The organism is Rahnella victoriana (assembly GCF_021276285.1).
GTDB classification, from domain to species: domain Bacteria; phylum Pseudomonadota; class Gammaproteobacteria; order Enterobacterales; family Enterobacteriaceae; genus Rahnella; species Rahnella victoriana.
The window spans coordinates 471,348-489,571 of sequence record NZ_CP089920.1 but is presented as its reverse complement, the minus strand read 5'-3'; the positions used below and the strand labels follow the sequence as shown (position 1 = coordinate 489,571).

The window sequence follows — 18,224 nt, the reverse complement described above, 5'->3', positions numbered from 1 at the left end:
GCGGCCTTTCACATTTCAGAGCTTATGACGGCGGATTATTTCGCGTCAGCGTCTGGCAGTGCGTAAGCGATGATGTAATCGCCCAGTTTGGTGCCGAACGAACCGTGACCGCCTGCTGCGATAACAACGTATTGTTTACCGTTCACAGAGTACGTCATCGGGGTCGCCTGGCCGCCTGCTGGCAGACGTGCTTCCCACAGTTTGTCACCGTTGCTCATATCGAATGCACGCAGGTAGTTATCTGCGGTCGCGGCGATGAAGAACACGTTACCGGCGGTAGAAATCGGTGCGCCCAGCATTGGCATACCCATTTTGAACGGCAGCGGCAATGGTGAGCTGTCGCGCACGGTACCGATACGTTTTTTCCACACGATATCGTTGGTTTTAAGGTCTACGCCTGAGATGTAACCCCATGAAGGCTGTTTACAAGGGAAGCCCAGCGGAGACAGGAACGGGTTCAGCGTCACGCCAAATGGCACGCCGTACTGCGGCTGAATGCCAGTCTCAGTACCGGAACCGCCTTTGTCGTTCTCATCCGGCTCCATCGGGTTGCCCGGACCGCGTGGGATCAGTTTAGACACGAATGGCAGGGCAATCGGGTTAGCGATAGCCACCTGACGGTCAGTATCTACTGAAATGCCGCCCCACTCGAACATACCGAGGTTGCCCGGGAACACCAGCGTGCCCTGCTCGGATGGCGGTGTGAAGGTGCCTTCATAACGCAATTTGTGGAAGATCACACGACACATCAGCTGGTCGTAGATCGTTGCGCCCCACATGTCTTTACCGGTCAGTTTGGCTTCCGGACGGAAAGTCAGTTTGGAGAATGGCTGAGTCGGAGAAACGTGGTCACCTTTCGCTGCGCCTTGCGGTACAGGTTTTTCTGGTGCATCAACAATCAGCTTACCGTCACGGCGATCCAGCACGAAAATGTTACCGGTTTTGGTCGGAACATAAATCGCAGGGACTTTGTTGCCATTCTTGTCAGTAATATCAGCCAGTGTTGGCTGCGCCGGCACGTCCATATCCCACAGGTCATGGTGAACCGTCTGATAGAACCACGCCAGTTTACCGGTGGTCGCGTTCAGCGCCAGCAGGCCGCTCGCGTAACGTTCCATTTCCGGAGTACGGTTGCCGCCCCAGATATCAGGTGTTGCCACGCCGATTGGCAGGTAAACCAGATCCAGTTTGTCATCATAAGCCGCCGGTGCCCATGAGTTCGGAGAGTTCGGTGTGAAGTGCTGACCATCTTCTGGGATTTTGTTCGGCTCAGCCGCACCCGGATCGAAGGCCCACAGCAGTTTACCGGTTTCCACATCAAAGCCACGGATCACGCCGGAAGGCTCGCGGTTTGAGTAGTTATCGGTCACCGCACCGGCCACGATAATCACAGATTTGGTGATGATTGGCGGTGAGGTTGGCTCGTAGTGGCCTGGCGTTGCGTAAGGCATGTTGCCTTGCAGGTTCAGCTCACCGTTGTTACCGAATGCCGGGCAACGTGCGCCGGTTTCAGCGTCGAGTGCGAACAAACGTCCATCGTTGACAGGCAGGATGATACGACGTGCACAGACAGCAGGGGCCGCGCCGTTAGCCGCATCACCTTGTGCCGCAGGCGTTGTCTCATGATAAGACACACCACGACAGGTCACGTGCTGGAAGGTCGGGTTAGAATTGAGCTGCGGATCGAATTTCCACTTCTCTTTACCGGTCGCGGCATCCAGAGCAAACAGTTTCTGGTGCGGCGTACACAGGTACAGCATATCGCCGATTTTGATTGGCGTGACTTCGTCGGTGATTTCGCCCGGATCGTTCGGGGTCTTCAGGTCACCGGTACGGAAAGTCCATGCCACGTCGAGTTTGCTGACGTTTTTATCGTTGATCTGGTTCAGTGGCGAGTAACGGGTACCGCCCTGAGTACGGCCATAGGCAGGCCAGTCACTGGCGGGAACGCCGGAATCTGTCGCAGCCGGTGCCGCATCAGCAGCTTTGATAGTGCCGTTAATTTCCTGCGGATCGTTGAAGACGGAGTACGCCAGCACAATCACGGTGAACAGCAGGGAAACGGCCAGTGCGCCACGCGCGAACGCGTTTTTCGCCAGCATCTGGTTGTAAACAACCGGCAGCAGGATCCACAGGCCCAGGAAGAAGGTGACGTCAAGACGCGGCGTCAGTGCCCAGAAATCAGTGCCCACTTCCCATACGGACCAGATAGTGGTGCCGAGCAGGAAGACTGCGTACAACAGCAGTGCAGACGAGCGACGGCGGTACAGCAGCCACGCGGTAACCAGCGAGATAACACCGGCAATAATGTAATAAAGAGAACCACCTAATTTTGCCAGCCAGATACCGCCGACAAGAAGATAAATCCCGCTTAACGCGGCGAACAAAGCGGTAATTATGACGACGATGCGTGATAACGAGGCTTTCGTTTCCATAGTTGATGACCTTACTGATTTTTTATAATCGTCGATTCAGGGACGACCCGAATCTTCAAGAACATCCGGTTCTCACCGGGTGTCATTCCGTGCATGTGTTGCCGTGTTTCAAAACGTGCAGGTTCGGGCAACACCGCGTGGTTCATAGTGCTTACTGACTGAAAAACTGGCTTTCTGATATTTACTCAAAACTATAAGAAAGCGTTGCGCCGCCACCGTAGTTTCTGCCAGGTGCCGGTTCGAAATAACGACCGTTGCCTTCGTTGACGATCACCGAGCCGACATAGTTTCTGTCGAACAGGTTGTCGACGCGGGTAAACAGGTCGAGCGTGACTTTGTCCCAGTTGAAGCGGTAACCGGCGTTCACGCTGGCGACGGTATACGCCGGTGCCTGTTCGCTGTTTTCGTCATTCACTTCAATGTCGCTCATGTAACGGACATCTGCCCCGGCGTGCCAGCCATCAACCGGTGCCCACTCAAGGGAAGCGTAGCCCATATTGCGGGCGATACCCGGCAGACGGTTGCCCGCTGGCGTGCAATCCCCCGCGCCACAGGTCTCATTACGGAAGGTGGCATCGAGCAACGTCCAGGCCATTTTCACGCGCCAGTTCTCTTCAATCTGCTGATCTAACGACAGTTCCAGACCGCGACGGCGGGTCTTGCCGGCGTTGGTATAACTCGAACGTCCGCCGACACTTTCTGCAACAATCAATTCGTCGTCGGTATCGGTCTGGAAGACCGCCGCAGTGACCAGACCATTGCCGACGCGCCATTTGCTGCCCAGTTCCACGGTATTGCTGGTGGACGGTTCCAGACCGAGATTCAGGCCGGACTGGCCATCAGTACGGTAAGAAAGTTCATTGATGGTCGGCGTTTCAAATCCACGACCGGCAGAAATGTAGGTATTGAGCGCTGGCGTCACCGCGTAGTTCAGGGAGGCCATCGGCAGCAGTTTGTGATAACGGCGCGAACCGCTGTCATCCGGGTTGCTGCCGGTGATGTAGTAATCCTGCGAATCGAAACTGACCGTGCTGTAACGCGCACCGACATCCAGCGTCCAGCGCGGTGTCAGGTTCCACGTCGTTTGCAGATAGGGATCGAGGTTCCACATCACGTTCTTTTCGTTACGGCGTTCGTCGCCTTTTACGCCCAGATCGCCTTCGCTGTTAAAGTTTTCGTAACCGAAGCGGCGCTCGGTCATGGTTTCGTAGTCCAGCCCGCCGGTCAGCGTGACCGGGACAGAACCGAGATCGCCCTGATGCGTCCAGCGGGTATCCACGCCGGAATATTTACGTTCAAGAACGATAACGCCGCCTGCGTTCAGCGGATTTTTCTGCGACGCGGCCGGAATGGTCTGGTACTGCGTCGTGTGGCGTTCGCCGTGATAAGTCATCAGGCTGAACTCGTCGTTCTCGCCCATCTGACGCTGATAGCGCAGGCCGACTTGTGTCTGATCGAGACTCTTACGGGCGTTGTACTGATCGGCGCGTTTCGCCTGCGTCGGGTTATCATGCCATTCAGATTCTGTCAGGCCGCCCGGATCGTTGGCATCGACGGAGACGCTGTTAAACATCAGCGTCAGGGTGCTGTCGTCGTCAATACGCACACCGAGCTTGCCGTTACCGAGGTTTTTCTGGGTGCCGCTGTGATCGCGGTAGCCGTCAGTGGTGAAGCGCAAGCCGGAAATCAGATAATTCACATCACCCGCGTGTGTGCCGTCGCCGGTCGCGCCGCTGGCTTTCACGCTGTTACGAAACGAGCCGTAACTGCCAAAATAAGTGCCTGCTTCCAGTTTTGCAGGCTGAGAACCGGTCTGGGTATCCACGTTCACCACGCCGCCGGACGCATTGCCGTACAGCGCCGAGAACGGCCCGCGCAGCACTTCGACGCGCTCCACCGAGTTGAGATCGATATTGGAGGTCTGCCCCTGCCCGTCCGGCATGGTGGCCGGAATACCATCAACGTAAATACGCACGCCGCGCACGCCATACATAGAACGGCTGCCGAATCCGCGCACGGAAAGCTGCAAGTCCTGCGCATAGTTCTGGCGGTTCTGAACCTGCAAACCGGGGACGCTGCCCAGGCTTTCGGAAAGATTGACCTGCGCTTTGCTGTTTCTGAAATCTTCACCATCAATCACGCTGACGGCCGCCGGGGTATCGAGTTCAGACAACTCACCGGTGCTGGCCCGTTTGATGACCATCATCGTCGACGCATCGGATGCGTCACCCGTCTCACCTTTCGGCGTCGCGGTAGCTGACTGTGCGTAACTGACTGAAACAGGGTTCAGAAATGACAAAAACGTGATGATAAAAGCAGAGGTTTTGGCGTTCACTTTATGAGTTCTTTTGTTTTTACGTTAAAAGGTTGAGTCAAAAAAGACGACGCATCTCTCAATTTTAGACATTAGAAGTAGACATAAATCGACCAATCTGATTGAGAGCCGTGAGGTGGCTCACTATAGTTTTTTTCTTCCTGTTAGTACATACGCAACTTTACAAATATAACTTTTTAACAAAATATCGCACTTCGTGTGCATCGGAAGCCACGTTCAATTTTAATTTCCGCGCAAAACCCGTGGATTTATTCCTCATGCGACGTTTTTATTCACCAATAAAATAAAAACTGCCTTTCATTCGAAATTTCACCCGCCTGCGGGCAAGGCTTTATCATCAGCACAATGGAAGCGATTACATAATATTTAACGCACTGATAAACAAAGTATTCACAAAAACCACATCAGGCAAGAATTGCGTATTTACCAGGGCGGACTTTCGGATTTTCCATTCCCCTTTCAACTTTCGAAACTCCGACGAAAGCCCCGGTTGCAGAATAAATATAGACCACAATTTTAAGACAGTGGAATATTCGACGCTGTTTTTTCATCCGATCAGTTCTGTGTATTGCCACTGCCCGGTCTTTACAAAAGATATTAAACCGAAAATAACCTGACTGTACAAAATATCCACAATAGCGGGCGGGAAAGCGTTTTCACAGCGCCGGCAGACAAGAGGCATCATGACGTTTTGTCATCGTCACGTGATCCCTCTGTCAGAGCGCCGCGCCCAAGTGACACACAAACAGGGGGGAATTCGAAGCACAGGGGCGGGATGTGGCAATGCGGATCGAGCAGGCGGCTGCGGTAGCCGTGAAGTAAAGGCAGGGAATGACAGCCGCCCGCTACGCCTTGCGGCTCCAGGCGATGGTGTGGGATAGCGCGTAAACGACGGTGCCCAGCAATGCGGCAGGTGTAAGGCTGTCAAACCAATGTCCCGTTTGGGCATCGGTATACATCACCAGCGCAACGACGGCGAGGCCCATCATGGCGCTGGGAATGTGGATCCAGCGGGAGAAGCGTTCTTTTTGCGCCTTGTAGGCGGCGAATTCCTTGCTGGTACGCTCGAGTGCGTTGCTCAGGCGTTCACAGTCGTCCTCGTTATCACGGGAGCGTTCCGCCAGACGGCTGTTTTCCTCTTCCAGTGCGGCGATCTGTTTTTTCAGTTTCGCCGTTTCACTCTTCACCGACTGCCCTTCGTACTCTTCCAGTTTCAGGCTCGCCCGCAACTGAGTGACTTTACGGTTTGCCTCTGCAGTCAGTTCTTTCTGCTGACCGAGCAGAGCGTAATTCCCGTCGGCACGTCGGTTGGCGGCGTGGCGTTTGTCTTCTTCCTCACTTAACCGGCGGTCATATTCGGTTTCCAGCTCACTGACGCGCTGTTGCAGAGTATCGCGTGCTGCAGCCATGGCGGCCATCTGGCTGCCGGTATAGGCGATCAGGCGGTTCGCGGCGTCCAGTTCGGCTGAGCTGGAATTTCCGGTAGCCCGCTGGCGGGAGCGCAGCAGCGCCAGTTCGTCGGCATGCTGCTTTTTCTGTATTTCTGACTGACGTTGCAGGTCGCTGATCCGCGTGTTCAGGCGGAACAGTTCGTCTTTCATCCGCTCCGTGTCTTCATTGGGACCCGTACCGGTTTTACTGCGCGCAACGGCCAGTTCATGCGTCAGGCTGCGCACCTGTTTTTGCAGGGAAGCGAGTTTTTCGAGGGTGACGGCGGTGTCTTTATACACCGTTTTGACTTTGGCCTTTTCTGTATCAGGACGGCTGAAACTGACGCCGTTCAGCGCGCTTTCCACTTCGCGGGCGATAGCCGTTTTATCCATTGCCTTCATGCGGTTACATGCGCTGGCCAGAAAGCTCGCCGCTTCGTGGCCGTTACCGGTGCCAAAAGCTTGTTTGATAAGGCTCTGTATCACGCTCATGGGTGTCGCGCTCACTCACAGAAAATAGTCAGGATATGCCTGATATGCATCGATTTACTGATTGTATCAGATAGGATTTATTTTATTTACAGGAGTTATTTTAGACGAAGTGAGTACAGCAGGATCCATGGGTTTTCGGACTTAAATCGCGATCACCCGCAGGCTTTTCACGCCTTTGGCGCCCAGCATCAGCGCACTTTCGCTGTCGGCCATCGCCGCCGGGCCGGTGATCATAATGGTGTAGCGGGCATTGAAAGGTTGCGGCTGCCGGTGGGCCAGATGCAGATGTTCGATAATATGTTTAACGTCGAGAAGTACCACCAGATTTTTTGCCATCGCGCTGAGCGTGTTGACGCATAAATGATGATCGCTGAGAAACACCGCGCCGGTTTCTGCCACGCCAAAGCAGGCGCGTACCACCCCCACATCCACCTCTTTCAGCGATGCCGCATCGCTACGCGCATTGAAATCCACATCAGCAATGATTTCCGGCGTGGCGGAACAGAACCGGGCATCGGCCGGATACAACCCGCGCAGATAGGCGTTCAGGGTGGTGTAACCGTTTCGGGGTGTCCGCAAAAACGTCTCATCCCAGAGGCCGCCCATCAGGGTCAGCGCACGGCCAAAATCCGCCACAGGATGGGGTTCTTCACTCTGTGGCGGGAACAGCGTTTGCATGAATTTATGCTGACGAATACCGGTCAGGAAATCGTGACGGCTCATGATATGTCCTTTCTGGCCGGAGTCAGGTTGCCCTGCTCCGGCCAGTCACTGCGGATTAATGGAATTGCAGGTAGGCAACATGCGTTTGCAGGTATTCCTGCAAGCCGTGTTTGCCGTCTGCGCCGCCGACGCCTGATTTACGCCAGCCTGCATGGAAGCCCTGCATCGCCTCGAAGTTTTCGCGGTTGATGTAGGTTTCGCCGAATTTCAGCTGTTTCAGGGCTTTCATCGCCGTGTTGATGTTGCTGGTGTAAATCGACGACGTCAGGCCATATTCGCTGTCGTTCGCCATCGCGATGGCTTCATCCAGCGTTTTGAAGGTGGCGACCGGCAACACCGGGCCAAACACTTCTTCGTGCATGATCGGCATATCCTGTTTCACATCCACCAGCACGGTCGGCTGATAGAAGAAACCTTTGTCGCCGTGACGTTTCCCGCCCAGCAGCACTTTCGCACCCTGTGACACGGCTTTCGCCACTTTCTCTTCCACGCGCTGTAACGCTGCGCCGCTGATCAGCGGGCCCATATCCAGTTCTTTTTGCTCGGCAGTATTGCCGAAGGTGACTTTTTTCATCGCCTCGCTGATGCGGGAAATGAATTCGTCGTAGACGCCTTCCTGCACGTACACACGTTCGGCACAGTTACACACCTGTCCGGTGTTGATCACACGGGAGCTGACGATGGCTTTCACCGCCAGATCCAGATCCGCGTCATTCATCACGATGGCCGGGGCTTTGCCGCCCAGTTCCAGCGAGACTTTGGTGACGTTCTGCGCCGCGGCGGTCATGGTGGCGATACCGGCGGCCACGCTGCCGGTCAGGCTGACCATACCGACTTTCGGGTTGGCTGCCAGTTCCTGGCCGACGGTCGGGCCGTAGCCGGTGACAATGTTGAGCACGCCTTTTGGCAGACCGATTTTGTGAATGATTTCTGCGAAGATCACCGCATTGTTCGGTGTGATTTCACTCGGTTTGATGACGATGGTGTTACCGGTGATCAGCGCCGGTGCGGCTTTGCGGGCAATCAGGAAGAACGGGAAGTTCCACGGCAAAATACCGGTAGTCACGCCGATGGCTTTGCGGAACACAAAGATATTTTCGTTCGGACGGTCGCTCTGAATGATTTCGCCTTCGTAACGGCGCGCCCATTCCGCCATGTAATCGAGATAATCGGCGGTGAACAGCACTTCGGTTTGCGCCAGACCGTAGGTTTTACCGCCTTCCGCAATAATGGTTTCGGTCAGTTCGGCTTCGCGCTCACGGATGCCTGCGGCGATTTTGTGCAGCCATACGCCGCGTTCAACCGCTGGCAACGCTTCCCAGCCGGGTTGCGCCGCTTCGGCGGCATCAATGGCTTTTTTAGCGTCTTCTGCTGAGCCTTCAGGGATTTGTGAAATCACCTGTTCTGTGGCCGGATTCACAACGTCAATCCACTTTCCGCCGGTGTTTTCAACGAATTCGCCGTTGATGTACATACGTTTCTGAACTGTGCTCATGTCTAGGATCTCCCAGGTACGGATAGAGGTGATGAACGAGTTGTTAATAAAAAAGTTCTTTTTTGTGAAGTTTTAACAGCCTGTTCTATCCGTCTGGTTTTTACCTTTCCGTGATTGCCATTTAATTTTGAGAAATGGCAAAAATGTCATGTTCGGACTGTCCGACATAACAATTTTGCAAAATACGGGGAGGGGCTACTGGCGAACGCTTCTTGGCGCATAGCCAAATTCACGTTTGAACAAGGTGGAGAAGTAATTGCTGTCGCAGAAGCCGCAATTGTGGGCGATTTCTGTGATCGGGCTGTCGCTGAAACGCAGCATATTACGGGCATTCAGGAGACGCAGACGGTTAAGGTAATTCAGTGGCGTACAGCCGGTTTGCTGTTTCATCTGCCGGTGCAAGGTACGCAGCGACATGGAAAACTGCGCCGCCAGTTGCGGCCAGTCGATTTCCTCATCGTAATGTTCGTTCATCCAGTCCAGCACATTATTCAGATCGCCGCCCTGCCCACGATAACCGACATCACGGCTGCCTTTACGCAGCAACAATAACAGCTGCATGAAATACAACTCCTGCTGCGCCTGTGATTCCGGCAACCGGGTGGCAGGTTTTCGCGCCAGCAGGTCAATCAGCGTTTTGGCCTGCACAATCTGGTTCGGGCTGATGCGCCAGTGCGCCGGATAAATGCCATCGGTTTCCTGAGGCAGCAGATCACTGACGCCGTTCAGAAAGCGAAAGGCATTCGGGCTGCGGTACAGCACATTGGTCAGATGCAGGTTTTCCGTGTCTTCATAAAGATGATGGTCGCAGTGGCGGACAAAACACACGCTGCCCGCGCTGAGGATCAGCGGCTGGTCGTTAAACACATGGGTGCCCGTTCCCCGCTCGACCAGCACGATTTCATTGAAATCCTGATGATGGTGTTCAGGAAAGGTTTCCTGCGGATAACGGGGTTCAATGGTGACCGGGAAATCTCCTGAGGGAAAATACTCACTACTGCGTAACACGGTCATTTCCGACTCCTTATTAACATTATCGTAATATCTTAGTCGGCACCGGGGCAGCCATCGGGCTGAAACTGTGATCAGCCATCCGCTTTTGAACAAAACATTTATATCCTTACGCAATCCGGCGCAATCCGGCGTACCGCTTAGCTTTACGCCTGTTTTCAGTACGGCTTTCAGAAACCGGTAATCTGTGTTTTTCGGAACGTTTGGCATGACCGAAACAAGATTGTTATCAATTTGTGAGGTTGTTCGCTTAAACCTTTGCTTCTTTGCCATAGTTCGCCCTCAACTGGCACTCGCGAAAAGGTCAGTCTGTCAGCAACCTCCTAGAGTCGTGATCATGCGCCTGGCGCGTCGGCAACTTTTTGGTCGTTAAACTTTATGCGGACTTATGCGGAGTACACACAATGAAATTAAAACACGTACTGAGCCTTACCCTGATCGCGAGCAGTATCCTTATGGCAGGCGCGGCATCGGCAGAAGTGAAAATTGCGCTGGTGGCAAAATCGCTGGGCAACGGTTTTTTTGAAGCGGCCAACGTCGGCGCACAACAGGCCGCCAAAGAACTGGGCGATGTAAAAGTGATTTATACCGGCCCGACCACCACCACCGCAGAAGCCCAGATCGAAGTGCTGAACGGCCTGATTGCGCAGGGCGTCGATGCCATTGCGGTCTCCGCCAATGACCCGGATGCGCTGGTGCCGGTGCTGAAAAAAGCCATGCAGCGCGGCATCAAAGTGGTGTCGTGGGATTCCGGGGTCGCCAAAGACGGCCGCCAGATCCACCTTAATCCGTCTAACAACGCGCTGATTGGTGAAACCAACGTCAAACTGGCCGCCGACGCGCTGAAAGCCCTGAATGTGGAGAAAGGCGATGTGGCCATTCTCAGCGCCACGCCGACCTCCACCAACCAGAATCTGTGGATTGCCGAGATGAAGAAGGTGCTGCCTAAGTATCCTTCCGTCAATCTGGTGACCGTCGCCTATGGCGATGATCTGTCAGATAAAAGCTACCGTGAAACCATTGGCCTGCTGAAATCCTATCCTGATCTGAAAGTGATTATTTCCCCTTCTTCCGTCGGTATCGTGGCGGCCGCGCAGGCGGTGAAAGATCAGGGCAAAATCGGCAAAGTGTACGTGACCGGTCTGGGCCTGCCGTCTGAAATGGCGGGTGCGGTGAAATCCGGCGCAACTAAAAGCTTTGCCATCTGGAACCCGATTGATCTGGGCTACGCCGCAACGTATCTGGCCGACGATCTGGTCAAAGGCACCGCCACCAAAACCGAAGCCAGCATGGGGCGTTTAGGCAAGGTGAAACTGGATGCTGACGGCAGCGGCGCCATGGCTGAACCCTTTGTTTATGACGCCAGCAACATCGACAAATTCTCCAAAATCTTCTGATCCTGAATGCGGCTGACCGGTGCGCCGGTTGGCCGTTTTGTTGTGCTTAGCCAGACAGGGGAAACGACATGACTGATTCATCGACGCCGCTGCTGTCCTTACAGGGCATCAGCAAAGTCTTTCCGGGTGTCAGGGCGTTAAATAACGTTCACGTGGATTTGTATCCGGGGAAAGTAACCGCCCTGATTGGCGAAAACGGCGCGGGAAAATCGACGCTGGTGAAAGTCATGACCGGCATTTATCAGCCGGAAGAAGGGGAACTGCGTTATAAAGCGATTCCGATCAAACTGCCGAATCCGGAATCCGCGCATAAAGTCGGGATCACCGCGATCCATCAGGAAACCGTGCTGTTTGACGAGCTTTCCGTCACCGAGAATATTTTCGTCGGCCATTATCTTTATCGCGGGCTGTTCAGACGTCTGAACTGGCCGGCGATGCATCAGCAGGCGCGCGACATTCTGACCCGCCTGGAAGTGAATATTGATCCGCACGCCATTCTGAAAGAGTTAAGCATCGCGCAGCGCCATATGGTGGCGATTGCCCGTGCGCTGTCATTTGATGCGCAGGTGGTGATCCTCGATGAGCCGACGGCGGCACTTTCTCAGCATGAAATCGTTGAGTTTTATCAGATAGTTGAACGCCTGAAACGCGAAGGCAAAGCCATCCTGTTTATCTCGCACAAGTTCGACGAGATTTTCTCTATCTCCGATTACTACACGGTTTTGCGCGACGGCAGTTATGTCGGTTCCGGCAAAATCAGCGACATCAGCGAACAGCAGATGGTGACCATGATGGTGGGTCGTGAAGTCAGTCAGGCTTACCCGAAAGTGAACTGTGAACCGGGCGAGACGGTACTGGAAGTGCAAAACCTCAGCCATCCGACCGAGTTTGCGGGCATTAATTTTTCGCTGCGCAAGGGCGAAATTCTCGGATTTTACGGGCTGGTCGGCGCGGGGCGTACCGAACTGATGCAGGCGCTGTTTGGCGTCACGCATCCCGCCGGTGGAAAAATTCTGATCCACGGCAAAGAACACCATTTTTCGCGCCCTTCTCAGGCCATCCGGGCGGGGATTGTGTACGTGCCGGAAGAGCGCCAGAAACAAGGCGCAATCATTGACTTGCCGATCAGTCAGAACATCAGTCTGCCGCAGCTCAGCCAGCTCAATCCACGTGGCGTGCTGAATGACAAAAAAGAGTGGGCGCTGGCCGATGATTACGCCAGACGGTTGCAGGTCAAAGCCTCCAGCTGGAAACAGGCCGTGGGCACGCTGTCGGGCGGCAATCAGCAAAAAGTGGTGATCGCCAAATGGCTGGCGACCAGACCGGACATCATCATTCTCGATGAGCCGACCAAAGGCATTGATATCGGCTCAAAAGCGGCGGTACATCAGTTTATGTCTGAACTGGTCGGGCGCGGGCTGGCAGTGATTATGGTGTCGTCAGAATTACCGGAAGTGATGGGCATGGCCGATCGCATCATCGTGATGCACGAAGGGCTGATGGTGGCGGAATTCAATGCCGGTGAGGCAACCGCAGAAATGATTGTCAGCGCGGCCAGTGGCGCGGGCGAGGAGGCAGCATGATCAAAAACCTGCTGAAATACCGCGAGCTGCTGCTGGCGGTGGTCATCGTGCTGATGGTGTTCGGCGTCGGCGCGCGTTCGCCGGAGTTTGTCGGCGCGGGCAACCTGCTTGAGATGTTTAACGACACCTCGATTCTGATCATTCTGGCGCTCGGCCAGATGATGGTGTTGCTGACCAAAGGGATCGATTTGTCGATGGCCGCCAATCTGGCGCTGACCGGGATGATCGTCGCGCTGCTTAACTTCCACTATCCGCATATTCCGGTGTGGTCGCTGATTTTACTGGCGACGGTACTCGGGCTGGTGATGGGCGCGATTAACGGGTTGCTGGTGTGGAAAGTCGGTATTCCGCCGATTGTGGTGACGCTCGGCACCATGAGCATTTATCGCGGCATTATCTTCCTGCTCTCAAACGGCGGCTGGATTAACGCCCATCAGATGAGCCCGGAGTTCCTCAGTCTGCCGCGCGCCACCTTTATCGGCCTGCCGCTGCTCGGCTGGTGCGCGATTGCCGCTCTGATTCTGGTGGCCTATTTCCTGCGTTACAGCCGCACCGGTCGCGCTTTATATACCGCAGGCGGTAACGCCACGGCAGCGTATTACACCGGCATTAACGCGGGCAAAATGCAGTTCGTCAGCTTCTGCCTTTCCGGCGCGCTGGCCGGATTCTGCGGCTATCTGTGGATTTCACGTTTCGCCGTCGCCTACGTAGACGTCGCCAACGGTTTCGAGTTGCAGATCGTCGCAGCCTGCGTGATCGGCGGCATCAGCACCATGGGCGGCATCGGCTCGGTGGTCGGCTGCCTGCTCGGCGCGCTGTTCCTCGGCGTCATCAACAACGCCCTGCCGGTGATTGAAGTCTCACCGTTCTGGCAGATGGCCATTTCCGGCGGCGTGATTGTCATCGCCGTGATCCTCAACGAACGCGCCAACAAACGTAAAGGACGGCTGATCCTGCGCCACTCCCCTGCCGTCCAGCCTGTGCGAACTAATACCGGGGTAAGATCATGAACAAGACCTTAACGTCGCGCAACACGCCGCAGACCTCTCCGGCCGGGAACGCACCGATGGCGGTGACGCCGTTCTTCCGCCGTCTGATGTGCTGGGAAGGTTTCCTGCTGCTGGTGACGCTGCTGGTGTTTGTGGTGAACGCCTTCGCCTCGCCGTATTTCCTCAATATCTGGAATCTGTCGGACGCGACCTTTAACTTCACCGAAAAAGCCATCATCGTCCTGCCGATGGCGATGCTGATTATCGCCCGCGAAATCGATTTGTCGGTCGCGTCAACCATGGCGCTGAGTTCCACCATTATGGGATTCTGCGCGCAGGCAGGGTTACCGACGCCAGCACTGGTGGGCGTCGGGCTGAGCGTGGGGCTGCTGTGCGGATTAATTAACGGCCTGCTGGTCACACGACTGAATCTGTCTTCTATCGTCATTACCATCGGGACCATGAGCCTGTTCCGCGGCATCACCTATGTGTTGCTTGGTGACCAGTCACTTAACCACTATCCCGCCAGTTTTGCCTGGTTTGGTCAGGGGTATGTCTGGGGGCCGTTGTCGTTTGAGTTCGCGCTGTTCCTGGTACTCGGCGCAGTGTTCTATTTCCTGCTGCATAAAACCAACTTCGGCCGTCGCACCTATGCCATCGGCAACAATCCGGTCGCCGCATGGTATTCCGGTATTAATGTGAAACGCCACAACCTGACGCTGTTTGTGCTGGTCGGGGTGATGTCCGGACTGGCAGCGGTGCTGCTGACTTCACGGCTCGGCAGCACGCGTCCGACGCTGGCGCTCGGCTGGGAACTGAGCGTGATCACCATGGCGGTGCTCGGCGGGGTCAGCGTGCTCGGCGGTTCCGGCAGCATGACCGGGGTGATTATTGCAGCGTTCCTGATGGGGCTGCTGACCTTCGGTCTCAGCCTGCTGAATGTGCCGGGGATTGTGATGTCGGTGATTGTCGGTGCGATGCTGATTGTAGTGATTTCACTGCCGGTGCTGTACCGCAAGGTGCTGGCGCGGGGGAAATAGCGGTGTAACTCCCCCCGTCTTCGGGCGGGGGAGTTACATTCTCATCCCACATTTGTACCGGCTTTACACCCGCCATATTCATACTGACATTTCATTTCTTTTCAGCAATGCTTGCTTCCCGCAGCCCTCCTCCCGTAGTTTAAAACTTACTGGTTTATTTCTGAATGTCTTGAACAATGGGGAAAATATATGCGGATTCTGGTGGTGGGAGCTGGCGCGACCGGCGGATATTTTGGTGCGCGGCTGGCACAGGCCGGGCAGGATGTGACGTTTCTTTTACGTGAAAAACGGGCGCAGGCCGTTCAGCAGGACGGGCTGACCATTCACAGTCCGCACGGTGATTTCCATTTCCAGCCCAATGTCTTACAGGCATCGCAGCTGACCGGGCCTTATGACCTGATTTTGCTGACGGTAAAAAGTTTCGGGCTGGAAGCGGCAATGAAAGATATCGCACCGGTTGTCGGTGAAAACACCATGGTGATGCCGGTACTTAACGGGATGAAACACATGGAGACGCTGAGTCTGCGTTTCGGTGAACACGCCCTGATCGGCGGCTTATGTAAAATCAACGCCACGCTTGATGCCGACGGGCATATTCACCAGATGACGCCAATGCACCAGATTATTTACGGCGAGCTGTCCGGCGAAAAAACCGAACGTATTCTGAAAGTCGACGAGGCATTTCAACGTGCCGATATCGACGCCGTGCTGTCTGAAACGATTATCACGGATTTGTGGGAGAAGTGGCTGCTGCTCTCAAGCTTCGGCGCCATCACCTGCTCCATGCGTGGCAATATCGGTCAGGTGGCTTCTGCACCGGGCGGCACAGAGTTCGCCCAGGCCATTGTCACCGAGGCACTGACCACCATGAAAGCCTTTGGCTACGCGGAACGCGCCGCTGCCGTGGCAAAAGTCAGGGAATCGGTAACCGATAAAAACTCGCCGCAGACCTCCTCCATGTACCGCGATATGACGCAGGGAAATCCGGTTGAAGCCGATCAGATTATTGGTGATCTGGTCGAGCGCGCCACGCGTGTCGGGATCAATATTCCGTTGTTGCAGGCGGCGTATACGCATCTGTGTGTGTATCAGGAAAAGTTAAAGCAGGAATAATTTCTCTCTGGACGGGTGCTATTCATACTGTGGATTCTTTGCCTGACTTCAAGGTATCGGTTCTACGTTATCTCAGGATTTAGTGTTATGAAGCCACCCGTCTTTTATTAAATTTCTGCCAGCGACTTTCAACACTCGCTTGGTTACTCTGCACATTAACAAGAGTATTTCTTTAAGGGAGTGTAAGCATCCCTGTAATCCGAACCATTCACTTTTAGAGATCTTCCGACATACTGATTATGTCCCCGGAGGAGATCGCTATGCGTAAGATCCGATTCACCGAACACCAGATCATCGCCGTATTGAAGTCCGTCGAAGCCGGACGTACCGTCAAGGATGTGTGCCGTGAAGCCGCTATTTCGGAAGCCAGCTATTACAACTGGAAGGCAAAGTATGGCGGGATGGAAGCGGCCGATATTAAAAAAATCAAAGATCTGGAAGACGAGAACCGGAGGCTCAAACAGATGTTTGCTGACCTCAGCCTTGAGTGCCGGGCACTTAAAGACGTCATCGAAAAAAAGCTTTAAAACCAGCGATAAAGCGTGAACTCGTCAGCTATCTGACAGCGCAATTTGCCATGAGTTTACGTCAGGCCTGCAGGACGTTATCGCTGAGCAGGACGGTCTATTTTTATCAGCCCGATACCCGGCGTGATGAACTGGTGATCCATGAGCTGACTGAACTGGCAGAACGCTATCCGCGCTACGGTTTTAAGAAGCTGTTCCAGCTGCTGCGCAGGCAGGGCAATACCTGGAACCACAAACGCGTTCACCGGATTTACTGCCTGCTGAAACTAAATTTTCGTCGTAAGGGAAAACAGCGGCTGCCGGTACGCAACCCGTCGCCACTGGTGACGCCTGAGGCACTTAACCAGAGCTGGTCGATAGACTTTATGCATGATGCGCTGGTCTGTGGTAGACGCTTCCGGACCTTCAATGTGGTGGATGATTTTAACCGGGAAGTACTGGCGATAGAAATCGACCTGAATATCCCGGCTCAACGTGTTGTCCGGGTACTGGAGCGGATCGTGGCAAACCGTGGCTACCCGCTGAAAATGCGGATGGACAACGGACCAGAACTGGTCTCACTGACGCTGGCACAGTGGGCTGAAGAACATGGTGTGTTGCTGGAATTTATCAAGCCTGGCAAGCCGACACAGAATGCCTTCATCGAACGGTTTAACCGGACGTACCGGACAGAAATCCTGGATTTTTACCTGTTCAGAACACTGAATGAGGCCCGGGAAATCACAGAGCGCTGGCTGACGGAATATAACAGCGAACGTCCTCACGAATCGCTGAACAACCTGACGCCGGAAGAGTACCGGCTGATGGCTGAAAACACGGAAGTCTCAAAAAGTGCGTGGAACTAAAACGGGTATGCTTACAGGGTGACGCACCCCGCCGTATTGTATTCAAACACGGCGCGTCCGCCCTCGCCGTCGAGGTAGGTGGTGGTGCGACCTCGAGGCAAACCGCCATAAACCAACCAGCCTAAACTATTCCACTTAATTTAAACTCATCTTGCTGTTATTGAATGAGTGAAGGACAATCTCCAACGCTCGCTTAGTAACGGCCCATTGATAAAAGTACTGTGTTGAAGGAGGAGATATAGATTCAAAATAAAACCAAAGCTCACCAATATTTCCGACATATATCTTTATTTGACTAGTAAGTAGACTATCACTATCAAAAATATCAACTTCTGCCTCCGATAGACTTTCTAGTTCTGCATTAAATATTTTTTCCACTGGCTTAATAACAGGAAATTTTGTAGATATTCCTTTCCGCAAACGATTAAATAACGCATTCATTACAAACTGTGGAGTAACATCATCATCCAATATCATAAAGTAGAAATTCATGGCATTTAATAAATCACCATTGAAGTTAGTGGACATAACATAACGAGAAAGATTAACTGTAGGGTCTTCTGCTCGCCGAACGGCCCAAGACGAGAGATAGTAGAAATAAATTCTTGAAGGGATTTCAGCATTAACACTTTTTAGCGTTTCTGTCATTTTCCAATTATAGGCATCTTCAATAGACAACCAAGAAATACTTTGCAGAATATCTTCATTTAGTTCTGTATAATTATTTTCATGGCAAGTTGCTTTAATTAGCAAGTAAACCCCTCTTTTTTCTTCTACATCATAATTTTTTTGAACCATAAAACGCGAGA

General features: G+C 53.8%; 13 protein-coding genes. 6 read left to right on the top strand and 7 right to left on the bottom strand.

The genetic code is table 11. The features are described from left to right. Positions 1–35: 35 nt before the first annotated feature. The 6 genes from J9880_RS23530 to rhaS (J9880_RS23505) form a co-directional block, all read right to left on the bottom strand. Entirely contained in the window at positions 36–2,435 is a 2,400-nt protein-coding gene (locus J9880_RS23530) for a glucose/quinate/shikimate family membrane-bound PQQ-dependent dehydrogenase (protein ID WP_095925457.1), read from the bottom strand. 181 nt (positions 2,436–2,616) lie between these two features. Then, a complete protein-coding gene (gene pqqU, locus J9880_RS23525; protein ID WP_232770562.1) occupies positions 2,617–4,770 on the bottom strand; it encodes a TonB-dependent receptor PqqU in 2,154 nt (717 codons plus the stop codon). Positions 4,771–5,615: 845 nt separating this feature from the next. Further along, the gene (locus J9880_RS23520; protein ID WP_095925450.1) at positions 5,616–6,692 is read right to left on the bottom strand and encodes a coiled-coil domain-containing protein; all 1,077 of its coding nucleotides are present in this window, start codon (positions 6,690–6,692) and stop codon (positions 5,616–5,618) included. Positions 6,693–6,833: 141 nt separating this feature from the next. After that, positions 6,834–7,415 (bottom strand): LUD domain-containing protein, encoded by a 582-nt coding sequence (locus tag J9880_RS23515; RefSeq protein WP_131693580.1) that lies wholly within the window; start codon positions 7,413–7,415, stop codon positions 6,834–6,836. Between the two features lie 55 nt (positions 7,416–7,470). Further along, positions 7,471–8,910, bottom strand: coding sequence for an aldehyde dehydrogenase (gene aldA / locus J9880_RS23510; protein WP_095925448.1), 1,440 nt, complete (start codon positions 8,908–8,910; stop codon positions 7,471–7,473). 195 nt (positions 8,911–9,105) lie between these two features. Beyond that, the gene (rhaS, locus tag J9880_RS23505) at positions 9,106–9,924 is read right to left on the bottom strand and encodes an HTH-type transcriptional activator RhaS (protein ID WP_131693581.1); all 819 of its coding nucleotides are present in this window, start codon (positions 9,922–9,924) and stop codon (positions 9,106–9,108) included. 401 nt (positions 9,925–10,325) lie between these two features. On the opposite strand from rhaS (J9880_RS23505), the gene rhaS (J9880_RS23500) reads away from it, so the two are divergent. From rhaS (J9880_RS23500) to J9880_RS23475, 6 genes are all read left to right on the top strand, one after another. After that, positions 10,326–11,318, top strand: a complete 993-nt coding sequence (rhaS, locus tag J9880_RS23500; protein WP_095925446.1) for a rhamnose ABC transporter substrate-binding protein — start codon at positions 10,326–10,328, stop codon at positions 11,316–11,318. A 68-nt stretch (positions 11,319–11,386) separates the two neighbouring features. Beyond that, the gene (locus J9880_RS23495) at positions 11,387–12,901 is read left to right on the top strand and encodes a sugar ABC transporter ATP-binding protein (protein ID WP_232770561.1); all 1,515 of its coding nucleotides are present in this window, start codon (positions 11,387–11,389) and stop codon (positions 12,899–12,901) included. Next, positions 12,898–13,911, top strand: coding sequence for an ABC transporter permease (locus tag J9880_RS23490; protein ID WP_232770559.1), 1,014 nt, complete (start codon positions 12,898–12,900; stop codon positions 13,909–13,911). The genes J9880_RS23495 and J9880_RS23490 overlap by 4 nt, the downstream gene beginning before the upstream one ends. Further along, positions 13,908–14,930, top strand: a complete 1,023-nt coding sequence (locus tag J9880_RS23485) for an ABC transporter permease (protein WP_095925443.1) — start codon at positions 13,908–13,910, stop codon at positions 14,928–14,930. Before J9880_RS23490 ends, J9880_RS23485 begins: the two co-directional genes overlap by 4 nt. A gap of 189 nt (positions 14,931–15,119) precedes the next feature. After that, entirely contained in the window at positions 15,120–16,043 is a 924-nt protein-coding gene (panE, locus tag J9880_RS23480; protein ID WP_232770557.1) for a 2-dehydropantoate 2-reductase, read from the top strand. A 260-nt stretch (positions 16,044–16,303) separates the two neighbouring features. Then, positions 16,304–17,415 (top strand): IS3 family transposase gene (locus J9880_RS23475; RefSeq protein WP_232770556.1). Its coding sequence is split into 2 segments (ribosomal slippage): positions 16,304–16,565 and positions 16,565–17,415, totalling 1,113 coding nucleotides; the frame shifts between segments, so codons are not numbered across the junction. A 135-nt stretch (positions 17,416–17,550) separates the two neighbouring features. On the opposite strand, the gene J9880_RS23470 is transcribed toward J9880_RS23475, so the two are convergent. Beyond that, positions 17,551–18,213 carry a hypothetical protein gene (locus J9880_RS23470; RefSeq protein ID WP_232770554.1) on the bottom strand — a complete coding sequence of 221 codons (663 nt, stop codon included), beginning with the start codon at positions 18,211–18,213 and terminating at the stop codon, positions 17,551–17,553. Positions 18,214–18,224: the final 11 nt, after the last annotated feature.